Origin of the sequence: Variovorax sp. LjRoot130, from assembly GCF_964253755.1 — a bacterium.
In the GTDB taxonomy this organism is placed as follows: domain Bacteria; phylum Pseudomonadota; class Gammaproteobacteria; order Burkholderiales; family Burkholderiaceae_C; genus Variovorax.
Genome location: NZ_CAXURM020000001.1, coordinates 3,362,401 through 3,384,708, shown reverse-complemented (window position 1 = coordinate 3,384,708; position 22,308 = coordinate 3,362,401). Strand labels below are relative to the sequence as shown.

The window sequence follows — 22,308 nt, the reverse complement described above, 5'->3', positions numbered from 1 at the left end:
TCCCATGAACATCGTTTTCCTCGACCGCGCCACGATTTCGCCCCAGACCGTGCTCAGAAAGCCCGACTTTGCCCATCACCTGCAGATCCACGATCGGACCTCGCAGGACCAGCTCGCCGAGCGCCTGGCCGAGGCCGATATCGTGATCGTCAACAAGGTGAAACTGGGCGCCCGATCGATCGCGGCCGCGCCGCGCCTGCGGTTGATCGCAGTGGCCGCGACCGGCACCGACAACATCGATCTGGTCGCCTGCGCAAGGCGCGGGATCGCCGTCAGCAACATCCGAAACTACGCGGTTCACACCGTTCCCGAGCACACCTTCGCACTGATCTTCGCCCTGCGTCGCAGCATCTGCGCCTACCGGGATGCGGTCCGCGCCGGCCGCTGGCAGGAGGCAGGGCAGTTCTGCTTCTTCGATTATCCGATCCGGGATCTCGCCGGCTCGACGCTGGGCATCATCGGCGATGGTGCGCTGGGCCAGGCGGTCGCGGCCATGGGACGGGCCTTGGGCATGGACGTCCTGTTCGCTGCCTACAAGGGGCGTGCGGACATGGGCCCGCTGTACACGCCCTTCGAGCAGGTGCTCGAACGCTCCGACGTCCTCACGCTGCATTGCCCGCTGATGCCGAGCACGCGCAACATGATCGGTGCCGGCGAGTTCCGGCGCATGACTCGCCAGCCCTTGCTGATCAACACGGCGCGCGGCGGGCTCGTCGACGAAAGCGCCGTCGGCTCCGCACTGGACGCCGGGCAGATCAGCGGCGCTGCCTTCGACGTCGTCAGCGTCGAGCCGCCTCCGCCCGACCATCCGTTCACGGCGTTGCTGGACCGGCCGAACTTCCTGCTGACTCCGCACGTGGCCTGGGCGAGCGACGAGGCGGTGCAGGGCCTTGCCGATCAGCTCATCGACAACATCGAGGCTTTTGCCAAGGGCACGCCGGTGAACCTCGTGCAGGCCGAGCAAGGGTCATAGCGGTGGCGACGCCGGGCTGGCTCGGCCTTTCCCAACCGGGCCCGGCGTGTCTCATGGCGAGTGACGCGACAGGAGCGCTGTCATCCGGCCCGCAGACCGGCATACAGACAACGCTCATACCGGCCGACCAATGCAAGCACGCTTGGATCGAGGAAGGGCAGGCTCTGCGCGAACGCGACGGCTGCGAGACCTGCTTCGAAGTCAATCCAGAAGAAGGTGTTGGCGATGCCGGCCCACGAGATGCTGTTCGCCGACCGGCCGCCCGGTTGTGCCTCCAGATGGAGCAGGCCGAAATGGCTCCACTTCTTTGTGTCGGGCGACATGACAAGATCGCTGCTGCGCTCCGGCGCGCAGGTGGGAAGGTCGCGTACCTCGAGCAATCCGATCTGGTTGCGGCGGGCCTCGGCGACGGTCTGCGGCTGCAGCACCTCCTGCGTGCTGCCCTGCGCCGCACGCAGGATGGACTGAAGAAGCCGCAGCACGTCCCGAGGCGTGGCGTACAGACCCGCTCCCCCGGCATCGAAGTCGCGATCCGGATTCGGTGCGTTCGGCGCGCTTGCGAGCGAGCCGCCCGCTTGACGGGCGTACAGGGCAGCCCGGATCGCATCGGCCCGGGGCGCGAATCCAGTCGAATGCATCTGGAGGGGCTCGAACACATGGGCCCGCAGGTACTCGCCGAGGCTGCAGCCGGCGATGCGCTCCACCAGCAGACCTGCCCAGTCCATCCCTATGCCGTAGTTCCACATGTCCCCGGGGCTGGAAGAGCAGCGGCCGCTCCAGCGAGCGCCGCAGCCCGCTGCGCGCGGCGGGCAGGTTCTGCAGCAGCACATGTTCTGCGAGAGGCCGGCTCCATGTCTCGTACCCGAAACCCGCGGTGTGCGTCATGAGGTGCTGCACCGTGACGCGTGTCGTGGCGGGCACGAGCCCGACCTCCGTCAGGACCTCGAGATCGCGGAAGAAGGGCAGGTAGTCGGCGGCCTCGTGCTCGAACCGCAGCCGTTTGCGCTCGACGAGCTGCAACACCGCCACGGCAGTCGCGAGCTTGGTGATGGAGGCGATCCAGAAGGTGGTGTCCAGCGACATCCTTTCCGACGCGTCGAAGGCGATATGCCCCAGAGATGCGAGGTCGAGCAACGCATTCGGCCCGGCAGCTGCGCACACGATGCCCGGCAACCCGCTCTCACGCAGTGCCGGCCGCAGTTGTTCCTCGAACCCGTTCACAGCTGCTCCTCTTGGCTTGTTGCGAGCGAACGGCAAACGCCCTCCATCACGGCCGCGGTCCACACCATCTGCTCGGGCGAGATGGGGTAGGGCCGTTCGAGCTCGATCGCCTGCGCGAACGCGTCCAGCTCCAGGCGGAGTGCATCGACCTTTGCCAATTGCCGGCGCTGCGGTGGCTGCCCGGCGCGGTACAACACCATCTCCTCGTCGTTGAGGATCTCCAGCGAAGCGTCGCTGCCGAAGAGGTGCATGCGCCAGAAGCGGGGTGTCGTCTGCACCATGGAAAGGGTGGCGGTTACGCCATTGGCGAAGGCGAGGAACACGTTGCACGCGTCTTCCGGCGGTGTTCTTGCTTCCATGCCGAAGACCCTTGCGGTGACGCTGTCCGGCCTTCCGAGCAGGGAGATCGCCAGATCGAGAAGGTGAATACCGGTGCCGGTCATTCCAGCCGCGGGGGATTCCGCGGCCTCGGAGCGCCAGGCGGCGAAGCTCTTGCGGGCACTTTCATTGCTCGAGTGGGCTTCGAGATGGAGCACCTGACCCAGCAGCCCTCGGCTGAGCGCGTCCTGCAGGTAAGCGATTGCAGGCATGAACCGGCGGTTGTGCCCCACCGCGAGCGTCACTCCTGCCGCGGCGCACGCGTCCACGCATTGCTGGGCGCCGTCGCGAGTGAGGGAGAGCGGCTTCTCGCAGAAGACGGCCTTGCCGGCGCGTGCGGCGGCAACGACCTGCTCGACATGCAGGGAGTGAGGCGTGGCCACCACGATCGCCTGGATCGAGGGATCGCAGAGGACTTCCGAATAGCTCGAGCTGAGCGCCACGCCGAGCTGCTCGGCGACGGCGGCGCGCTTGGCGAGGTCCGGAACGACTGCCTTCACGAAGCGAAGGCGCTCGCTCTTGCCCTGGACTGCCGAGACCAGTGCCTGGCCCCACCAGCCGAGCCCCAGGATAGCGGCATCAACCATGTTGGATCTCCCGGGTGCGTAGCTGCTCCACGATGCCTTCCAGCGCGCCGGCGCAGTGGATCATCTGCTCGGCCGTCACGGGATAGTGCGCAGAACCGCCGCAGCTGTGCGCGAACGCCTCCAGCTCGCTGCGCAGCGTGTCGATCTCGTGAAACCGGGTGACGACGGGAGCCTGGTCACGGCGGTACAGGCGAAGCTCCGTGTCTCCGCGGGCTTCGACCGATCCCTCCAGGCCGAACACGTGAACTCGCCAGAAGCGCGGGGTCGGCCGGATCGTGGTCAGCACCCCGGAGACGCCCCCGCCGAACTCCATCAGGACGCTGAGTGCATCGCGTGCTGCCTGCCCTGCGGATGAGTGCGCGCGGTACTGAACCCGAACCACGGCCGCCTTCCCGAACAGCGCCGTCATGATGTCCAGCGCGTGGATGCCCGTGCCGGTCATTCCCGCGCCGGGGCTTTCCAGCGGAGAAGCCCGCCATGCACCGAAGTCGGGGCGGGTCGTGTTCTCGTTGCTCCAGTGCCCTTCGATGTGCAGAAGCTTGCCGAGCTCGCCGCTCCTGACGGTCTCGATCAAGCTCCTCACGTTGGGCGCGAATCGCCTGTTGTGGCCGACGGCCAGCGTGACGCCGTGCTTCGAGCAGGCCGCGATCGCGCGTTGCGCATCGGCGGCGGTGAGCGCCAGCGGCTTCTCGCAGAACACCTGCTTGCCTGCGGCCGCGGCGAGCTCCACCTGCTTGGGATGGAGCGAGTGCGGCGTGGCGATGACGACGCCGTCGATGCGGCTGTCGCGCACGAGGGTTTCGAAGGAGTCGATGAGCTCGAGGTCCAGCTCCTTGGCGACATCGGCCCGTTTGGCGGGATCGGACACGGCGGCGGCGACAAAGCGCACCGCGTCGCTTTTCCCCTGCACGGACCGGACCAGGCGCTGGCCCCACCAGCCCAGGCCGGCAATGCCCAGCAGCATCGGCTTCAATGGATATGCCCCTGCTTGAGAACGCGGCGCATCAGGTCCGGCGAGAAGTCGGAGGCGTCGCAGAGCTCGAGCGTGCGCCGCTCCTTGGCGGCAATGCGTTCGACCGCCTCCGGCAGGCGCTTGACGCAGTCGCGCGGAACGACGACGGCACCATGGTGGTCCGCGTGAACGATGTCGTCATGGCGCACATCCATGCCGAGCACCGAGACGGGCTCGCCGAAGCTGACCAGATGGACGTGCGCATGGCTCGGGCCGAGGCAGCCGCCCAGCATCTTGAAGCCCGGCGCCCAGGCATCCGTATCGCGGAAGGAGCCATTGGTGACGCAGCCGCGAGACCCCAGCCGGAGGTGAACCTTGGAGTGCACTTCGCCCCAGAAGGCACCGGCGCCGGGCTGGTCGTCCAGGTCCTGCAGGACCACGATGGTCGGGAGTTCCCTGGCGTGCACGTAGTCGTACCAGTCGAAGCGGTCTGCCGCCGGCTGGGCAGGCTTGCTGCGTGCGCGAATCGTGCCGACGCGCGCCACACCGATCATTGGCTGGAACGGACCGTCCAGGGGCACGCCCGGCCGGGTCGTGTAGGCGGTGAGCGGCACTTCCGGCATCAACAGTTCCAGGGCGTTGCAGATGGTCGGCGTATCCCAGGACGCGAGCAGGTCGAGGTCGTCGAGGTTGAAGAGGGCGGTGCTATCGGCCATGTGAGCTCCTTGTTTCGCGATGGTGCGGTTCGTACGGTGCGGTTTGAGATCGCTCGCTCAGGTGGCCAGCGCATTCTCTTCCGCCACCACCGTGGCGTGCCAGATCAGCGGACCTCCGGCGTCGTGGCCCGTGACGATCGTGAGCATGAGGGCCTCGGTGTCCGCGTCGTTGCGAAAGCCGCGCATCGCGCCGCCCTCGACCGACACGCAATCTCTCGGCTGCGCGGAGATGGCATGCTCCTGCGCGTCGTCGCCGATCCAGTAGATGGTCATGGTCCCTTCGACGGGAATGAACACCTCCTGCGTGGGATGCGAATGCATCCGCGATCCGCCGCCGGGCGGGATCCTGACCCAGTTCATGACGTACCGGTGGTCGCCGGAGATGGCCGGAGGAAGCGGGTTCTCCGACGAGCCACGGCCGATCAGCTTCAGGTTCTCCTTCGCGCCACCCGGCAGGCGGGTGTCGAGAAAACCGGCCTTGTTGCCCTTGAGCTCTGCGAATCGTGCAACCTGAACCTTCGTCATGTCTCGCTCCTTGTCGGAAAAACGCGCGGGCACCGCCGCTGCCATCTATTGGGCCGAAGCCTCCTGGGCCAGCTTGCCGTTGGCGTCCAGGTACACGCCCGTCTTCGCCGCGCGTTCCAGCACGGACGGATGCCAGCGCACGCTGCCGCCGCCGGAAGCGCCCCCGTCCACGATGGCGAGCATCAGGACGGCGCGGTCCGAGTCGTTGCGAAAGCCGCGCATCAGCCCTTCGGGGATCGAGACGCAGTCGAACTGCTGCAGAACGATTTCTTGCTCCCCGGTCTCGCCCCAATAGATGGTCAGAGGCCCATCCACCGGAATGAACAGCTCGGCACCGGAGCCCGGGTGATCATGCAGATTCGAACCCCCGCCGGGCGGGATCAGCACCCAGCTCATGTTGATGTTGTGCGCTGCGGCGATCGCCGGTCGCATGTCCGGGTTCTCGAAGATGCCTTTGCCGGCAGCGACCAGCTTGAAGTTCTGCTTCTGTCCGCCCGGCAGGCGCGAATCGACAAATGCGCTCGTGGTGCCGGACAGCTCGCGGTAGCGCGCGATCCGCTGTTCCAACTGTTCCTTGCTGATGGATGTAGCTTGCTCCATGGTATGACTCTGTACTGTGATATCGGAATGTGGGCGGTGCTTTCCAGCGCTGCGATGATGAGGAAGCATGTCATCTATTCGCCGGTGATTCATGCGACGCTGACATAAGAGTCATGTGCTGAAAGGAAGGCGGCCACGTAGCACCGGCGCAGAATCGGACGACGGGAATGCGCTGTGCTTCGTCCTGGGGCGTGCGAAGCATTGCCGGGCACCGGGTGATGACCAGAACAATGGAGAAACGGCGATGAAACATCTGATTCGCTTCATTCTTGCTTCGTTGATCGGGGTGGCGTCGGCCGCCGCCGCGGAAGCGAACTACCCCGACAAGCCCATCACGATGGTCGTGCCCTTTCCCGCCGGCGGCGGGGCCGACGCGGCTGGCCGGCTGCTGGCGCGGCACCTCGAGCGCAAGCTCGGCCAGCCGGTGGTGGTGGTGAATCGTCCTGGTGCCGGCGGCGAGATCGGCTTTGCCGCCATCGCTCGCGCCAAGCCGGACGGATACACCATCGGCGTCGTGACGGCTCCCAATGTCGTGGTCCTGCCGATCCAGCGCGCCGCCCAGTACAAGCTCTCGGATCTCCAGCCGATCGCCAACCTTGTGGAGGATGTGGGGGTCTTCTTTGTCCGCAAGGATCACCGCTTCCAGACCATGAAGGACCTGGTGGCCCAAGCGAAGAGCAAGCCCGACAGCATCAACCTGGCCACCACAGGCAACGGGGGGCTTCCGCATTTCGCCTTGCTGTCGCTCCAGAAGAACGCCGGAGCGAAGCTGATGGCGGTGCCTTACTCGGGGACGGTCCCGATCCGGCAAGCGGTGCTGGCAGGCGACGTGGATGTCGGCTTCATCACCATCGCGGATGCCGCTTCCGACCTCGACGGGGGCCTGGTGCGTTCCCTCGGTCAAGCCGCGGAGCATCGCTCGCCCACCGCAGCGCAGATGCCGACGCTGCGCGAGCAGGGCGTGGACGTGGTCATCAGCGCGCTGCGGGGCATCGCAGCGCCCGCGCGCACCCCGCCGCAGGTGGTGCGCGTTCTGGCCGAGGCGATGGAGGTTATCGTGCGCAGTCCGGAGTTCCAGAAGGAAGCCGCCGCCCAGAAGCTGCCGCTGCGGTACATGGGACCCCAGGATTTCAAGGGTGAGCTGGAGCGGCTGGACCGCGACTATCGGGCCCTCTGGCGTGTTTCGCCCTGGGAGAACTAGGAAACAGGGGCAGAGCGCTATCATGCCGGCCCGCATTTGGAGCTTGCACGGCAATGGCGAACGGTACCGGTCAAGGCAGAACGAGGCAACAGAACGCGAGGAAGATCACCGAGCGGGCCCAGTTGATCGCCGGGATCGAGCTGATCCTCGCGATCGAGCGATCGGGGTCGATCAGTGAAGCAGCCGCGAGCCTGGGACTGTCGCAGCCCGCCGCCTCGAGGCAACTGTTCGCCTTGGAGGAGATGGTCGGCGTTCCATTGTTCAAGCGAACCACGCGATCCATCTCCACCAGCGATGCAGGCCATCTGCTCGTGGATACTGGCAAGGACATGTTGCGTGCGGCCGACCTGTTGCTGGATCAGCTGCGCCAGTCGAATTCCAGTCCCCGCGTGCTGAAGGTGACGACCGGCCCCATGTTCGGCAAGCAGCATATCCTGCCGCACCTCCAGTCCTTCCGGGACGCGAACCCGGGCGTGGAGATCCGGCTTACGCTGACCGACGAGAAGGTCGATCTCGTGCGTGACGAGGTGGACCTGCTGCTTCACATCGGGCACCTGCCGGATCGGCGCCTGGTGGCGGCGAAGATCGCAAAACAGCGCCGAATCCTCTGTGCTTCTCCGAGCTACGAATCCAAGCGCGGCAAGATCCAGAGTCCCGAGGACCTGGCCAGGCATCCGTGCCTCATTCATACCCGCCTGGCCCCGACGGGCATCTGGCACAGCTGGTCCGGCAGGAACATGCGCACCATCCGGGTCGCCGGGCCGCTGGCAGCGAACAGCTCGGACATCCTCGCGGAGGCTGCGGCGAGCGGCATGGGCGTGACGCTGCTGGCCAGTTGGGCCGTGCAGGCCGACCTGCGCAGCGGCAAGCTGGTCGAACTGCTGCCGCAATGGCGCATCGACAGTGACATGGAGCCGCGCGACATCAGCTTCGTCTGGATTCCCGAGCTGTCGAAGTCGAAGCAGTTGCGAAGTTTCGTCGCTTACTTCACGCAGAAGTTCGGTAGGCCGCCCTACTGGGACTCGTGAGGGGCCGCAGCCGGGTACCAGGGCACACGCATAGGTGTTATGTCGGAAATGGCACTGCTTCGATCGCCGGCGTTCGCATACTGGCAGCGTATCCCGCCTGGAGTCGAAGGAGACAAAAATGCTGCGCAGCCTGCTCACCAGCCTGGCACTCGCCCTTGCGGCAGCGGCCTGGCCGGCCCACGCCACCTATCCGGATCGCCCCGTCACGCTCATCGTTCCGTTCGCGCCGGGAGGAGGCGCGGACGCGATGGGCCGCGCCATCGGCCTGTACCTGGAAAAGCGCCTGAAGCAGCCGGTGGTGGTTGCCAATCGCCCCGGTGCCGGCGGACAGATCGGGTTCACCGCCATCGCCAAGGCGAAGCCTGATGGTTACACGATCGGCATCATCACCGCGCCGAACGTGGTGGTGTTTCCGCTGCAGCGCCCCACACAGTACAAGCTGTCCGAATTCGCGCTCATCGCGAACCTGGTCGAGGACGACGGCATGTTCTTCGTGCGGAAGGAGAGCCCTTTCAAGTCGATGCCCGACGTCGTGGCTTATGCCAAGGCGAATCCCGGCAAGGTGACGGTGGGAACGACAGGTGAGGGCAGCTTGCCGCACCTGACGATGCTCGCACTCGAACAAAAGGCGGGCATTCAATTGACGGCGGTTCACTACGCCGGTGCAGCGCCGACTCGGATGGGCATCCTGGCCGGTGACCTCGATATGGCTTACGTCACGGCGGTGGACGGTGCAGGAGATCTGCGCGCTGGGATGGTCCGCGCCCTGGGCGTCACAGCCCGCAAGCGCCTGAACTCGATACCGACCGCGCCAACGCTTGTCGAACAAGGGTATGACGTGGTGACCAGTGCATCGCGCGGCCTGGCTGCGCCTGCCGGCACGCCGGAGGACGTTCTCAAGCTGCTGCGCAGCGCCGTTGCCGACGCCTCAAAGGATCCTGCATTCGTCGAAATCGCCCACAAGCAAGGCATGCCCCTTCACTACATGGACCACGAGACGTTCGCGAAAGACCTCTTGCGGCAGCAGCAGGAATACAGTGTTGTCTGGAAGGAGCGCGTGTCCAAGTAGCTGGCGTGTGCGGCCGGGTCCAGCGTTGCCTTGGTGCGCGTCCTTTCAGGCAGCTACCGGCTTGGTCGCTCGACAGGCCAAGGAAGGCTCTAGTCAGCGATCCTCAAGATCGGAAGAAGCAACACAATCGCTGATGTTAGAAACATCAACTGGTTGCACGTCAGAGCCCGCCCCTGTCTTCCCTGGTGTCCGTGCAGCCGTCGTGCCCGTCGTCGATGAGGAAGGAGCACCCGCCGAGGACTGAGGAATGGATTTGACAGGAGAGGAGCTTTCCCCACCTCCCCCACCTCCACATCCACTTGTGAAAATAGCGACACATAACATGACGGCCTGCAACCAGTTCTTTCGAAAGACCATCGTTTCGACCTCTTTCACAATGGGTGAACAGAACATCTGAATACCTCTCATCTATTCAATGTCGATTGCCAACCCTGTTCACTGCGCAGCAGTGCTGGTCGGCGATGAAGAAGGTGGCGCAGTCGAGCCAACACTCGCATCATCTTTAGGTCCATCCAGGGACCGAAGATATTCGGCCAGTGCATCCACATCTGCAGGCGACAAGTTCGATGCATTGCTATTTCCATGACCGGAGACGATCAGATCCTTTGTCGTTGTCTTCTGGCCATTGTGGAAACTGGACGCATTGCTCCAGATCCCATGCAAAGTTGGCGTGTCGAACCCTGCACCGGCGAGTTTCTTGCCACTGCCTTTGCCCGAGCTGGGTTGAATAGTCCCTACATCGTGCCGTTGTCCATCACGCATAGCGAGACCGGAATGGCAAGTGATGCACTGCAGGTCGCCGAATAGTTTCTTACCTTGCAGGGCCGTCACGCTCAAAGCTCCATCGGCGTTGCGTACCGGACTGCGCATGTACTTGTCGAGCGAAGCTAGGTATGCAGCCAAATCGTCCAGCTCGGGGCTCTTTCCGGCCTTCCGTGCTCCCAACGGGTCGGCCGTGACCTCGAAGTCCGCTTTAGTCATGAAGCCAGCCCCCCCGAATTCCCGACGAATGTCGTTCTCGAAGTCCTGGACTTCATCGAAGTTGGCACTCCAATGCAGATTGCCATGGCCCAGTCCGGCACGCCCTAGCAGAGAAATGGTGCGGCGCATGCCTTCACCGCGCTGAGTGAAGTCCCATACCATCCCGTCATCTCCGCCATCCACATGACAACTCGCGCATGAGATGTAGCTTTCGTTGGACATGCGGATGTCGCTGGCGTTGTAGAAGAGCTTCTTGCCGCGCAGCACGGATGCCTTCAACGGCTCGGTCGCGACTGTTGAAACGTAGTGAAGCAACGGAGCGTCAGCGTTCTTACCGGAGTAGATCGTGCTCACGTCATACGCAGATACCGAACGATCGAGGAAATTGTTGGTGAACAACAACTTGCGCTCAGCATCGATGTACAAGCCATGCGGCGTACTCCGCATCCGAGTGATCTGAGCCCCCCGACTACCGCTGTAGGCATCGGCGACCGTTACCGTATTTCCCTCCATCTGGGCAACGAAAACGAAGTCGCCCAATGGCGAGAAGACTGCCGCTCTCGACGGCGGCTGATTGTCGAAGTCGATCTGACTGGCGGGGAGGTCTTCACCCTTGGCAAGGTCCACCTGATTGAGCACGGAGCGCACCGTTTTATCGTGATCCAGCTTCCGGCCGTCTCGGCACTGGCCGCGCAGAATATTGTCTTTCTTAGAAGGCAAGACCGCGCGCAAGCCATCTGGCGAGATCACGACCTGATGCAGGTAGTTGGGAACACCGCGCGCACCTGCTTCGGTATCAACGGTGGTGGTATCGACTCGTAGCACAATCGTGCGTCGAGTATTCGTTGGGATGTGCGTCAAGAGGGATGGCAGGCATGAAGGACTCCAAGGTGATCGTGGCAACCAACAAGGACGAAGAGGCGTCGATCGTCAGCGTGGCCGATTGCGGCCTGGTTGCCGACCTTTTCACGGCCGTGCAGGATCCGGTCAAGACGCTTTTGCGGCGCCCGAGGCGGCGCGCAACGACTTTGTCTGATAGTTTCAAGTCATAACTATTGGCGTGCGGCCGCTGCATTCGCCGCAGATCCTGGACATGGCGAGGGCTGTCATGAAGGCATGGACGGAAGATCTTGTTACGGGCATCAGTCGCGCGCATGGCGTGGACGACCTGTTCGCCCAAATCTGCAAAAGCGCCAGGAGTCTTGGCTTTGAGCGCTGCGCATACGGCTTGCGACGGCCCTCGCCTTTTACGCGGCCAAGAATATTCCTGCTGAACGACTATGACCCGCGTTGGCGTCGTCGCTACGAGGAGGCCGGCTACCTTGCGGTCGATCCCACGGTGCTTCACGCAACCAGGAGCCTGACGCCAATCGTGTGGTCTGATGCGCTCTTCTGCGAGACGCCGGCGCTATGGGCCGAAGCGAGATCCTTCGGCCTGTGCGTCGGCTGGGCGCAATCGTGCTTCGACGCGGACGGTTCGGTGGGGTTGCTGTCCTTGTCGAGATCACACGAACGGCTGACGGAGAAGGAGCTCCGCGCGAAGGACATGCCTCTGCGTTGGCTGGTAAACGTCGCGCAGATAGCGCTTTCTTCCGCGCTCACGGCCATCGCGTCTGGCGAGCCTCCTCGCTTGACCCGGCGCGAGAGGGAGGTCATGCAGTGGACGGCAGACGGAAAGACTTCCCTCGAGGTCGGGGACATCCTTGGCATCTCGGTCGACACGGTCAACTTCCACGTCAATAACGTGCTCGTGAAGCTCGGAACCGCGAACAAGACCGCCGCTGTTGCACGCCTGGCCGTGCGCTTGTTTCACTGAATTCACCTATGCGTCCCTCTTGGTCGAACTGGCGTCCGACTGTTGAGAGTGCAACGCTCGCCCCCCGCTGCCCGGGATGTCGGTGTATATCCAGCAGGCAAAGACCTGCTGTTCGCCGACGAACCGCGGCGCTGCCGCGCGGCTTGCACTGATGCGATATCGCCGCAGAAGACGTTCGATCCCGAGTGGAGAAACCGTGATGAGTCGGCTCACCCCGGCGCCGGCGGCCGCCGACATTGCGGCCCGCAGCAAAGCCACCGCCAATGGCGACGAGTATCGACCATCTGCGTTCGGATCGATCGAATCGAGATCCACCGCAGCGAATCTCGACAACTCCCAGACGTCCGGGGATCGCGGGACTTCCGAATCCCCCATCAACTCGGGAAAGACCTCGCCCAGCAGGTACGGCCGTTCGGTCGGCAGCAGCCGCGCCGTGCCAACCAGAGTGCTATCGCCGCGCAGCGCTACCAAGTAGAGGGTATCGGGCCGATCGAACTGGTCGTATTCCATTCCTTCGGGCGAATGCAGCGGCCAGCCCAGGCGCTCGACAAAGACTTTGTGCCGGTAGCGCGCCATCCGGGCCATCAGGTCGGCGCCTAAGCTGATGGGCGTGCCCGCCAGAATTTCCACTTTCTGATCCCGTTGAATGTCATGAGGCCATTCCAGCGGAGCGCGCCGACGTCGGAAACTACATGATCTGGCAGGTTGCCAACCGGCGGCGGGTTTGACCTGTACCACACCCGATTTGCGCGGGATGCAAGGCTCCCGGGAGGGACGTACGGCGGCCCACCCTTGCGTCGCATGCAAGCGTTGAAAGCGCACTCAACGTGGGAAATGATCGGCGCACCGAATCGAACTCAGGTGACCTTCCTTGCGACCGACTCCTTCTCTCCTCCGCTTCCTGCGCAGCTTTCTGGGTGCGCTTGTTCTTGTTGCGATGGCCAGCGGCTCCGGCGCGCAAACTGCCGCCAAGCCGGAGCCTGTTCGCGACAAGTGGCCGACCAAGCCCCTGCGCATCATCGTGGGCTTCGGTGGCGGGTCTTCGCCGGACCTGGTCGCCCGAACGCTGGCCGAGCCGCTGTCCCGAGCGCTGGGGCAGCCCGTGATTGTGGAGAACCACCCTGGCGCGAGCGGGAACATCGCCGCCAACCTGGTGGCCAAGGCCACGGACCTGCACACGATCGGCATGCTGATCAACGGCAACATGACGATTGCCAAGCTGGTGACGCCTTCCACTCCCTACGATCCGCTCACGGACCTCGCCCCCATCAGCCTGATCTGCACCGCGCCGCTGCTGCTGACGGCGCCCGTCGATGCGCCGGGGCGGGACGCGCGCGACTTCTTCGCCGCTGCGCGCACTGCAGGCAACCGCTGGAGCTACGGCACGCCAGGCATCGGCACGGTGGGTCATCTGGCCATGGAACTGCTCAAGACCCGTTCGGGCATCGCGCCGATCCACGTGCCCTACCAGGGCAACCCGCAGGTCATCAACGGACTGATCGGACGCGACATCCAGCTCGCACTGCTGCCGCCTGGCCTGGGCGCGGCCCAGGTTCATGCCGGCAAGCTGCGCGCCATCGGCGTGACCTCGGCGACCCGCAGTGCGCTGGTGCCGGAATTCCCGAGCCTCGAAGAGGCGGGCATCCACGGGTTCCAGATCGAGATCTGGACCGCCGCGGCCGCGCCGGCCACGCTGCCCAAACCCATCATTGCCCGGCTGTCGGCGCTGCTCAGCGAGATCACGCGATCTCCCGAGGTCAGGCAGAAGCTGTTCCAGCAGGGCTACCAGGCCGTTGGCACGACAGCCGAAGGCTTGGCCAGCCGAATCAAATCGGACACGGACCTCTTGCGCGGCATCATCGTGGCGCAGGGTGTGAGGGCGGAATGAACACCTCGCCTCTATCCACAACACCGTGCCAACCGGCCGGTAATCCCCATGAGGTCCTCGAAAGGCTGCGTGACGAACTCGACGTGATCGACAAGGCATTGCTGGCGGCCATCCGCGACCGCCTCGCGTGTTGCCGCCAGATCGGTCTTCACAAGAAGCGCAATGGAATACCCATGATGCAGGCTGGCCGAATTGGAGTCGTCCAGCAGCGTGCATCGTTGTTCGCTCAGCAACACGGACTCAACGGGGAGTTCTTGCGGCAGCTCTACGAACTCATCATCGAGGAGGCATGCCGGCTCGAAGACGCCATCATTCAGTCCGACGGCAGCGATCCGGACCAACGCATCGTTGTTGCCGTGAAGCAAAGCTGAGGTGGGTGGAGCGCCACCGTCTTGTCTCCGGACTCGTATTCGACCATTCGAGTGGCAGGTGTCGTGTGTCTTGGCTGGCGCCAGGTGAGGGCCGCGCTGCAGTGGAGGCGGATGCCATGAGAAGAAAGTCCCCGGCGTCGCCGCTCCCGACGACGAGAAGAACAAGCATCCCGATTGAGCTGTCACCCCAACACGGCATCCCCGCTCCCGCCCGCAGCAGGTCTGCCTCGCGACTGGGCGAGCAGATCAGGGCGTTGCGCGTTGCCTCCGGTGCCTCGGGGGGAGAGCTCGCACGCAACTGCGGCATCTCCCGTTCGATGCTCTCTCGCGTTGAGCGTGGCCTGGTGTCTCCATCTGTCGAAACGCTGGATCGCATCGCCCACGGGCTGGACATTCCGCTCTCGCGCTTCTTCTGCGAGCCGGGGAGCCGCTCGGACATGTCGTTCGTGCCGGCCGGCCAGGGCATCGTCGTCGAGCGCCTCGGCGCCGGGACGGACTGCCGCCACGCGTTGCTGGGTCACGTGCTGTCAGGCAATCTGTTCGTGGAGCCTCATTTCGTCACGCTGCTGCCGGACGCGCAGCCGCACCCCGGTACTCAACACGCTGGCTTGAAATTCCTGTACATGATGTCCGGGCGCGTGCGCTACCGGTACGGCACCAGGCGGCTCGAACTTGGCCAGGGCGACGCCTTGCTCTTCGAGGCGAGCGCGCTCCATGGCGTCGACGCAATCATCGAGGCACCGGCATGCTACCTGGCGATCGTCCTGACCCTTCGCAACTAGACTGCCGCAGCACCGCTTCAAATTCATGTCCACCTTCGTCACCCTGGGTCCGCCGAACAGCAACCATGATTTCGTGCTGCGGCGCTATCTGAGGGCGCACGGCCTGCTGGACCTTGAGCGCGTTCGCATCGAGCTTGTCGATGACTTCCACCAAGGTGCCCGGATGTTGATCGATGGTCGCGCGGACTTCATGTTGCAGTGCGCCGCGCACCCGTCGACGGCTGAGATCACCGGAGCTTTCCGGCGGCAGGTGTTCGTGGTCGACGCGTTCATCTCGCGCAGCAGGCCCATGTCGCTACTAATGGCGCAGGATCACGACGCTGGGCAGTTGCCGCGCCGCGTAGGGCTACAGCCCGCCACGCGAGAATATGCCGACCTGTCCCGGTGGTCGGAGGCCGTGCTTGAACCTACGGTCACGGCCGTGGGCGAGGGCCTGCTGGCGAAGAAGTACGAGGCCGGCATTGCGTTCTCTTCGCTGCTCGAAGAGTACCCAGAGAGATTCCAGGTCCTGGAGGACGTCGGTGCCATCTGCGATGCGTGGGTGGTGTTCGGGACAGCGGCCGTGGATAAGGGCAAAGCTGTAGTGTGGACGGACAGCCCGCCGGCACTTCGATCGGATGCTACGAACAGGTCCCGCCATGACCGTCATGCCTTGACAAACCAGTCCTCATAGAAGCGGTCGTTCAACGTTTGAGTTCAGCGGCTGCCGTAGGCAGTCCGCTGGAACCTATCTGGTTCTCACCACCAAGTGCAACAAGGCGGTTGCTGACTAGCGAGCAAGCTCAGCAGGTTCACGCTGTGAGCCAGTGAGGGCCGAGGATGGGCGGCATCCAACCAGGAGATGCGCCATGCCGATGAACCGAGTGCAGTTCCAGAAGGGGCTGTCGTTGCCGGAGTTCATGGACCGCTACGGGACCGAGCAGCAATGCGAGCAGGCGCTGGTCGCTGCCCGCTGGCCCGGCGGGTTCGTCTGCCCGGTTTGCGGCGTGATGCAGTCGCGCACCTCGTTGCGCCGCGAGGGCCGGCTGTACTGGCAGTGCGCCGGCTGCCAGTACCAGTGCAGCGTGACCAGCGGCACCGTCTTTGAGGCCACCAAGCTGCCCCTGACGCGCTGGTTCCTGGCGAAGCAACTGCTCACGCAGGCCAAGAACAACGTGTCGGCGCTGGAACTGACCAGGCAGCTCGGCGTGAGCTATCGCACCGCGGACAGTGTCGGTGCCCATTGACAAGCCCGCAGGCCCTCGAACAAGATTCCGGGCGCCTGTCGTGGCGTCGAGGAGGAGTTGAAGATGCACGCGGCGAACCCTGCACGCGGCCCTCGGCCGTTCCTGCGCCTGCTGGCGCGGCTGGCATTGGGCATTGCCGCGCTCGGCGCTGCGCTGGTCGCGTCGGCTGCGCCGAAGGCCAAGACGTCTTACGACTACTACCTCACCGGCAATCCGGCCGATGCGGCCTCGTCGCAGCCGCCGCGCTCGCCGTCGACGTTGCTGATGGGTGGTGGCTCCGACGTCGACGCGGCGTTCCGCTGGATGATCGACAAGGCCGGCGGCGGCGACTTCGTCGTTATCCGCGCGACCGGCGCCGACGGCTACAACCAATACGTCTACGTGATGGGGGGCGTCGATTCGGTCGAGTCGCTCGTGATCCCTTCGGTCGAAGCGGCCAACGACCCCTTCGTGGTCGACCGGGTGCGCAAGGCCGAAGCCTTGTTCATCGCAGGCGGCGACCAGAGCGACTACATCGAGTTCTGGAAGGGCACCGCGCTCGACGACGCGATCCGGGACCTGGTCCGCCGCAACGTGCCGATCGGCGGCACCAGCGCCGGGCTGGCGGTGCTGGGGCAGTTCGACTTCGCCGCACTGAAAGGCACGGTCACCTCGGCCGACGCATTGGCCAACCCCTACAACCGCCGCATGACGCTCGACCGCGAGTTCCTGACCGCCGCCGCGATGACCGGCGTCATCACCGACTCGCATTTCGACGAGCGCGACCGCATGGGGCGGCTGCTCGCCTTCCTGGCGCGCCTCACCAACCCCAGCGACGGCTGGATCGGCGTCGATGCGGCGCGCGGCATCGGGGTCGATCCATCGACCGCGGTGGCGATCGACAAGGGCGTCGCGACCCGGTTGGCCGACCGCGACGCGCAAGGCGTCGACCTCGGCGGATCGGTGTACTTCCTGCGGCCGTCGATCGCGCCGACGGTGTGCGAGCCGCGGCAGCCGCTGACCTTTCGCAACGTGCTGGTCGAGCGGCTGTCGGGCGCGGGGTCGTTCCATGTCAAGAACTGGACCGGCGCCGGCGGCGCGACGACGCGCTACGACCTGTCAGCCGAAGCCGGCGTGCTGATCTCTTCGCAGCCGGGGGGCGGGATCTACTGATGGGCCGATGCCTTGGCAGCCGCCCCGGGCCGGTCGTTCAGAGCTGCCCAGCCGCTGCCATCTGGTCGCTGATCTGGATGAGTTCGTCCACGCTGGCCTGCGCGTTCTCCAACAGCTCCAGCATCGGCAGCAGCGCCTGGCCGTGGGCTGGCCATCCAGCGCGTCACGGCAGCACGGTTGTTGCGGTGCGAAACCCTCAAGGCGGTCTTGTTTGCCTTACGATCCATTCGTGCGATTCGACCTCACCACGCTAAAGCTCTTCGTCAGCGCGATCGAGCACGGCAGCATCGCAAAGGCCGCAGAGCACGAGCACATCGTCGCTTCGGCGGCGAGCAAACGCATCGGTGACCTCGAGGCCGGGCTCGGAGTCGCGCTACTCGTACGCCAGCACGCGGGAGTCGTCCCGACCGCTGCGGGCGAAGCGCTCGCCCGCCAGGCGCGCGAGGTCATCAAGACGCTCGACCGAATACCCGATGCGCTCAGCACCCTTGCTGCAGACGATCAGCCCGATTTGCGGATGTTGGGGAATCAGACCGCGGTTGTCGTCGTGGCCGCGGATCTCGCGAGCTACATCGCGCAGCGGCCCGCGGTGAAGATTCGTCTTGAAGAAGGCCGGAGTCTGCAGATCATTGAGGAGGTCGCGCAAGGGAGTGCCGACGTCGGCATCATCGGCCACTTTCAGCCCATCGACCGGATGCGCGTCGTTCCTTATCGCAGCATTCCTCTCATGCTGGTCATGCCGGTTTCGCATCCGCTTGCCAGCCGCGGGGCGATCTCTTTCGCGGAAGCGCTCGAGTTCGATCTCATCACGCTGGTGCAAGGCACCGCACTCCGCGGCTGGGCGCTGGCAGCGGCAGCCCGCATGGCGCGCAAGCCGAAGTTCACCATGCAGGTCCAGAGTTACGAGGCGATGCGCGCGATGGTGCGGGCGGGTCTCGGTATCGCGGTGATGCCCGCGCCAAACATTCTGCCGTACGAGGATCTCCTGCAGGTGCGCGCGCTGCCGCTCACCGACGATTGGGCGTGCATGCAACTCTACCTGGTGTGCGCCCCGCGCCCGGCCGCCGCCCCTGCGATCGAGGAACTCCTCGCGCATCTCGCTGCGGGTTGAGCCATCGCGGCCCGCGACGGCCGGCGTTCCGAAAGGTCAGTTGCGAATGAAGCCGGGCGCGTCCAAGCTTGGACGTATAGCCATCAACCGGGAGTGCAGCAATGCTCCCCCTCATCATCGGTGTTTTGGCGGCCTTGGCAGTCGTCGCCTTCGCTGAGAGAGAAAGGAATCCCCAGTGAACAACATGGTATCCCGGCCGAAATCCGAGTACGACGCGAAGTTCCGGGCCGATCTGGACAAGTTCGTGCAGGTGACCGGCTGGACGCTGCAACAGAAGGTCGCGCTCGCGTGCCGCATCCTCGATCGCGATGGGCACGAGTCCGCGCTCGCGGGCCAGGTTTCGGCGCGCGGGGAGAAGCCCGGCACCTACTGGACGCTCCGCTTCGGGCTGGGCTTCGACGAGGCGCGCGAGAGCAACATCCTGCTGATCGACGACGACTTGAACGTCCTCGCTGGCGAGGGCATGGCCAACCCCGCGAATCGATTCCATCTTTGGATCTATCGCGCCCGTGCCGAGACCAACGCGATCGTGCACACCCATCCGCCGCACGCTTCGGCGCTGTCGATGATCGCGGAGGAACTCATCGTGTCGCACATGGACACCTGCGTGCTCTACGAGAACTGCGCTTATCTCCCCGAGTGGCCGGGCGTGCCGATCGGCGACGAGGAGGGCGAGATGATCTCGACCGCGCTGGGCGACAAGCAGGCGGTGCTGCTCGCGCACCACGGCCTGCTGACTGCGGCGACGACCATCGAGGACGCGGCGGTGCTTGCGTTCTACGTCGAGCGCGCGGCGAAGCTGCAACTTATGGCGCGAGCGGTGGGGCCTATCAAGCGGGTGAAGCCGGAACTCGCACGCGAGGCGCGTAGCTATCGCGGCAGTCCCAAGTACATCGCTGCGACGTTCAATTACCTCGCGCGGCGCGTGCTGCGCGAGACGCCGGACTGCCTGAGCTGACGCAACCAAGGGAGACGATATGACACACCCTTCAATGCACCGAATTTGCGCGGCACTGCTCGCGCTTGCAGCCGCGACGGCGTCGGCGCAGACCTACCCGAACAAGATGATTCGCATCATCGTGCCGTACCCGCCGGGCGGCGGCGCCGACATCACCGCGCGGCCAATCGCCCAGATGCTCAGCGAACGCTGGGGCCAGCCGGTCGTCATCGAGAACCACGGCGGGGCGAGCGGCATGATAGGCGCGGACATGGTCGCCAAGGCGCCGCCCGACGGCTATACCCTCTTGGTCAGCGCCTCGGCGGAAGTCGCGCTCAATGTCGCGCTCTTCCCGAAGATGCCGTACGACCCGGTCAGGGATTTCGCGCCGATCACGCTGGCGACGGTGACCCCCATGGCGCTCGTCGTGCATTCGTCGGTGCCCATCACATCGTTGAAGGAATACATCGCGATCGCAAGGGCGAAGCCCGGATCGATGACGTTCGGTTCGGTCGGCTCCGGTACCCCCCACCACTTCGCCGGCGAGTGGCTCAAGATGCAGACCATGATCGACATCGTGCACGTGCCGTACAAGGGCTCCGGCCCGTTGATCAACGATTTGCTCGGCGGGCATTCACCAAGCGGTTTTGCCACACTGCTGCCGGCGATGCAGCATGTGAAGAGCGGCAAGTTGCGCGCCCTGGCGGTGACGACGCAAAAGCGGGTGCCGCTGTTGCCGGACGTGCCAGCGCTCGCCGAAACGCTGCCCGGATTCGACATCAGCCAGTGGAACGCCGTGTGGGCGCCGGCCGCGACGCCGAAGGACGTGCTCGACAAGCTGAGCGCGGAAATCACGCGCATCGTGCAGTCGCCCGACTACAAGGCGCGCATGTCGGAGCAGGGCAGCGAGGCCATCGGCAATTCGCCATCGGAGCTCGCGTCCTTTCAAAGGGCGGAAATCGACAAATATCGCATGATCGCGGAGCAGGCGAACATCAAGGTCGACAAGTAAAAGACAGGAAAGTCCAACTCCAAAGGAGAACGCAATGCGCACGACTCCTTGGCTGATGACTGCAATACTTGGACTGCTGCTGACGGGCTGTGCGGGCATCAGTACCGCCCCCACAGCGGAAGCGCGACAGGCTTTGGCTCCAACCGGCAAGCTTCGCGTTGGGCTCTTGCTTGGCAGTCCCACACACGTGATCAAGGATCCCGCGTCGGGTGAGATGAAAGGGATCGGATTCGACCTCGGAAAGGAGTTGGCCCGGCGCATGGGGGTTCCGTTTGATCCGGTCCTGTACCCATCAATCCCCGCCCTCCTCGACAGCGGAAAGTCCGGCGCTTGGGACGTCACCTTCATTGGGTTTACCCTTGGGCGCGCGAAGGATTTCGATTTCGCCAAGACGCACCTGGAAGTCGAATTCGGCTACCTCGTCCCAGCCGGTTCTTCCATCTCAACGATGGCCGATGTGGATCGCCCCGGAATTCGAGTTGCCCTGCAGGAGAGGTCCGGCCCGGATGTCTTCTTCTCCCCCCTACTGAAAAATGTTGTGGTGGTCCGGGCATCAAGCAACCCTGCCACATTGGATCTGCTGAAAACTGGGAGAGCGGACGTCATGGGCAGCATCAAGCCAATCCTGTTCGAATTGTCGAATCAGTTGCCCGGTTCTCGGGTTCTCGACGGTCGGCCTGGTATCGATCCGCACGCTATGGCGATGCCGAAGGGACGGGACCTCGGCGTGGCTTACGCGCGCAAATTTGTCGAGAGCGCGAAGTCCGAGGGGCTGGTCAAGGCGGCGATCGAGAGGGTCGGAATGCGCGGCGCCCTTGTGACCACGACGCAGTAACGCTCTCTAGAGTGTAGTGCGCTCGAAGTCATGGAACGTATTTCTCTCGGCATACTCGAAGCGCCCAGGAGGCTGGAGCGATGCGAGTTGCCGGGAAGATCGATGCACGCAACCAGGCCTGCCGATGAAGGCCGGGCGCGCCGGCACCCGCACGCACGACTACAAGCGCCACGGCACGACCGCGCTGTTCGCGGCGCTGAACACGCTGGACGGCACCGTGATCTCGATGTGCGAGCCCAGGCATCGGCACGAAGAGTGGCTGAAGTTCCTGCGGCTCATCGACCGCAAGCCAGCCAAGCATCTGACGCTGCACCTGATCGTGGACAACTACGGCACGCATGCCCACCCGGCCGTGCAGGCGTGGCTGGCCAAGCACCCACGGTTCGTCATGCACTTCACGCCCACCGGCGTCGTGGCTGAAGGCCGGAACCAGCTCCCGACACACCCCTACAACAAGGGTGCCAGCCGTTCGGCATCTGCCCCTTTCCATCGCATCGCTCACCACCAGGATGGCGCAAGCGTCGGTGCCGCGTTGAGCTCATCGACAGTGGTGGCGCTGATGAACTCTACTTTGCGGGTCCACCTCCAGTTCTCGCGAGGCAGCGTTAAGGTAGACGGAGTGCGAAATGGGTTGACTGACGACCGACGACTTGCGTCGCGGCGTGCGGGAGGCGAACGACTGCTTTGGACGGAGATGGCACACCGCTCCGGGTCGAGGACAGCAGCTCGATCGTGACCGCGCGAACGACTCCAATCAGTCTCTAGCGGACCGCCAAGTCGGCGCCCCCGGGCGACTGCAAACAGTCTAGAGCGCTCGTTGAAGCTGGCTCTGACGGCCCCACAAGCCCAGATCGCCGAAGTTCGCCGAGGCCCACGGCCCTTGAGATAACCACCGACATCCGCGAAGCAACTGGCTGTCACATCGACGTGGCCACCATCACTCACGA

General features: G+C 64.6%; 22 protein-coding genes and 5 pseudogenes. 17 read left to right on the top strand and 10 right to left on the bottom strand.

What is annotated here, in order from left to right; genetic code table 11:
- The first annotated feature begins 4 nt into the window (after nucleotides 1-4).
- On the top strand, nucleotides 5-973 hold the full coding sequence (locus ACSQ86_RS16825) for a D-2-hydroxyacid dehydrogenase (RefSeq protein ID WP_436309226.1): 969 nt from the start codon (nucleotides 5-7) through the stop codon (nucleotides 971-973).
- Between the two features lie 80 nt (nucleotides 974-1,053).
- Here the strand turns inward: ACSQ86_RS16825 and ACSQ86_RS16820 are convergent, their stop codons facing one another.
- The 7 genes and pseudogenes from ACSQ86_RS16820 to ACSQ86_RS16790 all read right to left on the bottom strand — a co-directional run bounded on the left by ACSQ86_RS16820 (nucleotide 1,054) and on the right by ACSQ86_RS16790 (nucleotide 5,952).
- The gene (locus ACSQ86_RS16820) at nucleotides 1,054-1,803 is read right to left on the bottom strand and encodes a serine hydrolase domain-containing protein (RefSeq protein WP_436309225.1); all 750 of its coding nucleotides are present in this window, start codon (nucleotides 1,801-1,803) and stop codon (nucleotides 1,054-1,056) included.
- A 25-nt stretch (nucleotides 1,804-1,828) separates the two neighbouring features.
- A pseudogene (locus ACSQ86_RS16815) lies at nucleotides 1,829-2,194 on the bottom strand (serine hydrolase domain-containing protein); the annotation flags it as partial.
- Nucleotides 2,191-3,159, bottom strand: coding sequence for a Gfo/Idh/MocA family protein (locus tag ACSQ86_RS16810; RefSeq protein WP_436309224.1), 969 nt, complete (start codon nucleotides 3,157-3,159; stop codon nucleotides 2,191-2,193). The gene ACSQ86_RS16810 and the pseudogene ACSQ86_RS16815, both read right to left, overlap by 4 nt.
- A complete protein-coding gene (locus tag ACSQ86_RS16805) occupies nucleotides 3,152-4,123 on the bottom strand; it encodes a Gfo/Idh/MocA family protein (protein ID WP_436310280.1) in 972 nt (323 codons plus the stop codon). The genes ACSQ86_RS16810 and ACSQ86_RS16805 overlap by 8 nt, the downstream gene beginning before the upstream one ends.
- A gap of 5 nt (nucleotides 4,124-4,128) precedes the next feature.
- Nucleotides 4,129-4,827, bottom strand: coding sequence for an RraA family protein (locus tag ACSQ86_RS16800; RefSeq protein ID WP_436309223.1), 699 nt, complete (start codon nucleotides 4,825-4,827; stop codon nucleotides 4,129-4,131).
- A gap of 57 nt (nucleotides 4,828-4,884) precedes the next feature.
- Nucleotides 4,885-5,397 (bottom strand): cupin domain-containing protein, encoded by a 513-nt coding sequence (locus tag ACSQ86_RS16795; RefSeq protein WP_436309222.1) that lies wholly within the window; start codon nucleotides 5,395-5,397, stop codon nucleotides 4,885-4,887.
- Nucleotides 5,398-5,952 (bottom strand): cupin domain-containing protein, encoded by a 555-nt coding sequence (locus ACSQ86_RS16790; protein ID WP_436309221.1) that lies wholly within the window; start codon nucleotides 5,950-5,952, stop codon nucleotides 5,398-5,400.
- Between the two features lie 115 nt (nucleotides 5,953-6,067).
- On the opposite strand from ACSQ86_RS16790, the gene ACSQ86_RS16785 reads away from it, so the two are divergent.
- The 3 genes from ACSQ86_RS16785 (at nucleotide 6,068) to ACSQ86_RS16775 (ending at nucleotide 9,250) form a co-directional block, all read left to right on the top strand.
- A complete protein-coding gene (locus ACSQ86_RS16785) occupies nucleotides 6,068-7,153 on the top strand; it encodes a tripartite tricarboxylate transporter substrate binding protein (protein ID WP_436309220.1) in 1,086 nt (361 codons plus the stop codon).
- A 53-nt stretch (nucleotides 7,154-7,206) separates the two neighbouring features.
- The gene (locus ACSQ86_RS16780) at nucleotides 7,207-8,181 is read left to right on the top strand and encodes a LysR family transcriptional regulator (RefSeq protein WP_093111775.1); all 975 of its coding nucleotides are present in this window, start codon (nucleotides 7,207-7,209) and stop codon (nucleotides 8,179-8,181) included.
- 118 nt (nucleotides 8,182-8,299) lie between these two features.
- On the top strand, nucleotides 8,300-9,250 hold the full coding sequence (locus ACSQ86_RS16775) for a tripartite tricarboxylate transporter substrate binding protein (protein WP_436309219.1): 951 nt from the start codon (nucleotides 8,300-8,302) through the stop codon (nucleotides 9,248-9,250).
- 435 nt (nucleotides 9,251-9,685) lie between these two features.
- Here the strand turns inward: ACSQ86_RS16775 and ACSQ86_RS16770 are convergent, their stop codons facing one another.
- Nucleotides 9,686-11,092, bottom strand: coding sequence for a c-type cytochrome (locus ACSQ86_RS16770; RefSeq protein ID WP_436309218.1), 1,407 nt, complete (start codon nucleotides 11,090-11,092; stop codon nucleotides 9,686-9,688).
- Nucleotides 11,093-11,094: 2 nt separating this feature from the next.
- Here ACSQ86_RS16770 and ACSQ86_RS16765 point away from each other — a divergent pair.
- Nucleotides 11,095-11,283, top strand: a pseudogene (locus ACSQ86_RS16765) (hypothetical protein); the annotation flags it as partial.
- 56 nt (nucleotides 11,284-11,339) lie between these two features.
- Nucleotides 11,340-12,047, top strand: a complete 708-nt coding sequence (locus tag ACSQ86_RS16760) for an autoinducer binding domain-containing protein (protein ID WP_436292803.1) — start codon at nucleotides 11,340-11,342, stop codon at nucleotides 12,045-12,047.
- Nucleotides 12,048-12,053: 6 nt separating this feature from the next.
- Here ACSQ86_RS16760 and ACSQ86_RS16755 read toward each other — a convergent pair whose 3' ends face one another.
- Entirely contained in the window at nucleotides 12,054-12,677 is a 624-nt protein-coding gene (locus ACSQ86_RS16755) for an acyl-homoserine-lactone synthase (protein ID WP_436309217.1), read from the bottom strand.
- Between the two features lie 307 nt (nucleotides 12,678-12,984).
- Between ACSQ86_RS16755 and ACSQ86_RS16750 the strand changes: the two genes are divergently transcribed.
- The 6 genes and pseudogenes from ACSQ86_RS16750 (at nucleotide 12,985) to ACSQ86_RS16725 (ending at nucleotide 17,466) form a co-directional block, all read left to right on the top strand.
- Nucleotides 12,985-13,935, top strand: a complete 951-nt coding sequence (locus tag ACSQ86_RS16750; protein WP_436309216.1) for a Bug family tripartite tricarboxylate transporter substrate binding protein — start codon at nucleotides 12,985-12,987, stop codon at nucleotides 13,933-13,935.
- Entirely contained in the window at nucleotides 13,932-14,306 is a 375-nt protein-coding gene (locus ACSQ86_RS16745; protein ID WP_436309215.1) for a chorismate mutase, read from the top strand. Before ACSQ86_RS16750 ends, ACSQ86_RS16745 begins: the two co-directional genes overlap by 4 nt.
- A gap of 233 nt (nucleotides 14,307-14,539) precedes the next feature.
- Nucleotides 14,540-15,088, top strand: a complete 549-nt coding sequence (locus tag ACSQ86_RS16740; RefSeq protein ID WP_436310279.1) for a helix-turn-helix domain-containing protein — start codon at nucleotides 14,540-14,542, stop codon at nucleotides 15,086-15,088.
- Nucleotides 15,089-15,113: 25 nt separating this feature from the next.
- Complete coding sequence (locus tag ACSQ86_RS16735; protein WP_436309214.1) at nucleotides 15,114-15,761, top strand: hypothetical protein; 648 nt, start codon at nucleotides 15,114-15,116, stop codon at nucleotides 15,759-15,761.
- Between the two features lie 175 nt (nucleotides 15,762-15,936).
- Nucleotides 15,937-16,293: pseudogene (locus ACSQ86_RS16730) on the top strand (transposase); the annotation flags it as partial.
- 84 nt (nucleotides 16,294-16,377) lie between these two features.
- Nucleotides 16,378-17,466 carry a cyanophycinase gene (locus ACSQ86_RS16725; protein ID WP_436309213.1) on the top strand — a complete coding sequence of 363 codons (1,089 nt, stop codon included), beginning with the start codon at nucleotides 16,378-16,380 and terminating at the stop codon, nucleotides 17,464-17,466.
- A 76-nt stretch (nucleotides 17,467-17,542) separates the two neighbouring features.
- Here ACSQ86_RS16725 and ACSQ86_RS16720 read toward each other — a convergent pair.
- Nucleotides 17,543-17,693: pseudogene (locus ACSQ86_RS16720) on the bottom strand (IS256 family transposase); the annotation flags it as partial.
- A 2-nt stretch (nucleotides 17,694-17,695) separates the two neighbouring features.
- Between ACSQ86_RS16720 and ACSQ86_RS16715 the strand changes: the two are divergent.
- From ACSQ86_RS16715 to ACSQ86_RS16695, 5 genes and pseudogenes are all read left to right on the top strand, one after another.
- Nucleotides 17,696-18,577 (top strand): LysR family transcriptional regulator, encoded by an 882-nt coding sequence (locus ACSQ86_RS16715; RefSeq protein ID WP_436304379.1) that lies wholly within the window; start codon nucleotides 17,696-17,698, stop codon nucleotides 18,575-18,577.
- A gap of 175 nt (nucleotides 18,578-18,752) precedes the next feature.
- Nucleotides 18,753-19,535, top strand: a complete 783-nt coding sequence (locus ACSQ86_RS16710) for an aldolase (protein WP_436304378.1) — start codon at nucleotides 18,753-18,755, stop codon at nucleotides 19,533-19,535.
- A gap of 106 nt (nucleotides 19,536-19,641) precedes the next feature.
- Complete coding sequence (locus tag ACSQ86_RS16705) at nucleotides 19,642-20,526, top strand: Bug family tripartite tricarboxylate transporter substrate binding protein (protein WP_436304377.1); 885 nt, start codon at nucleotides 19,642-19,644, stop codon at nucleotides 20,524-20,526.
- Nucleotides 20,527-20,560: 34 nt separating this feature from the next.
- Nucleotides 20,561-21,361, top strand: a complete 801-nt coding sequence (locus tag ACSQ86_RS16700) for a transporter substrate-binding domain-containing protein (RefSeq protein WP_436309212.1) — start codon at nucleotides 20,561-20,563, stop codon at nucleotides 21,359-21,361.
- Nucleotides 21,362-21,467: 106 nt separating this feature from the next.
- Nucleotides 21,468-21,767 (top strand): annotated as a pseudogene (locus tag ACSQ86_RS16695) (transposase); the annotation flags it as partial.
- Between the last annotated feature and the right edge of the window lie 541 nt (nucleotides 21,768-22,308).

Bases quoted from the DNA above. Each gene is read 5' to 3' on its own strand.
- ACSQ86_RS16825 (WP_436309226.1), top strand. From the start codon at position 5: ATGAACATCGTTTTCCTCGACCGCGCCACGATTTCGCCCCAGACCGTG.
- ACSQ86_RS16820 (WP_436309225.1), bottom strand. From the start codon at position 1,803: ATGTGCTGCTGCAGAACCTGCCCGCCGCGCGCAGCGGGCTGCGGCGCT.
- ACSQ86_RS16810 (WP_436309224.1), bottom strand. From the start codon at position 3,159: ATGGTTGATGCCGCTATCCTGGGGCTCGGCTGGTGGGGCCAGGCACTG.
- ACSQ86_RS16805 (WP_436310280.1), bottom strand. From the start codon at position 4,123: ATGCTGCTGGGCATTGCCGGCCTGGGCTGGTGGGGCCAGCGCCTGGTC.
- ACSQ86_RS16800 (WP_436309223.1), bottom strand. From the start codon at position 4,827: ATGGCCGATAGCACCGCCCTCTTCAACCTCGACGACCTCGACCTGCTC.
- ACSQ86_RS16795 (WP_436309222.1), bottom strand. From the start codon at position 5,397: ATGGCAGCGGCGGTGCCCGCGCGTTTTTCCGACAAGGAGCGAGACATG.
- ACSQ86_RS16790 (WP_436309221.1), bottom strand. From the start codon at position 5,952: ATGGAGCAAGCTACATCCATCAGCAAGGAACAGTTGGAACAGCGGATC.
- ACSQ86_RS16780 (WP_093111775.1), top strand. From the start codon at position 7,207: ATGGCGAACGGTACCGGTCAAGGCAGAACGAGGCAACAGAACGCGAGG.
- ACSQ86_RS16775 (WP_436309219.1), top strand. From the start codon at position 8,300: ATGCTGCGCAGCCTGCTCACCAGCCTGGCACTCGCCCTTGCGGCAGCG.
- ACSQ86_RS16760 (WP_436292803.1), top strand. From the start codon at position 11,340: ATGAAGGCATGGACGGAAGATCTTGTTACGGGCATCAGTCGCGCGCAT.
- ACSQ86_RS16750 (WP_436309216.1), top strand. From the start codon at position 12,985: ATGGCCAGCGGCTCCGGCGCGCAAACTGCCGCCAAGCCGGAGCCTGTT.
- ACSQ86_RS16745 (WP_436309215.1), top strand. From the start codon at position 13,932: ATGAACACCTCGCCTCTATCCACAACACCGTGCCAACCGGCCGGTAAT.
- ACSQ86_RS16735 (WP_436309214.1), top strand. From the start codon at position 15,114: ATGTCCACCTTCGTCACCCTGGGTCCGCCGAACAGCAACCATGATTTC.
- ACSQ86_RS16725 (WP_436309213.1), top strand. From the start codon at position 16,378: ATGCACGCGGCGAACCCTGCACGCGGCCCTCGGCCGTTCCTGCGCCTG.
- ACSQ86_RS16705 (WP_436304377.1), top strand. From the start codon at position 19,642: ATGATTCGCATCATCGTGCCGTACCCGCCGGGCGGCGGCGCCGACATC.
- ACSQ86_RS16700 (WP_436309212.1), top strand. From the start codon at position 20,561: ATGCGCACGACTCCTTGGCTGATGACTGCAATACTTGGACTGCTGCTG.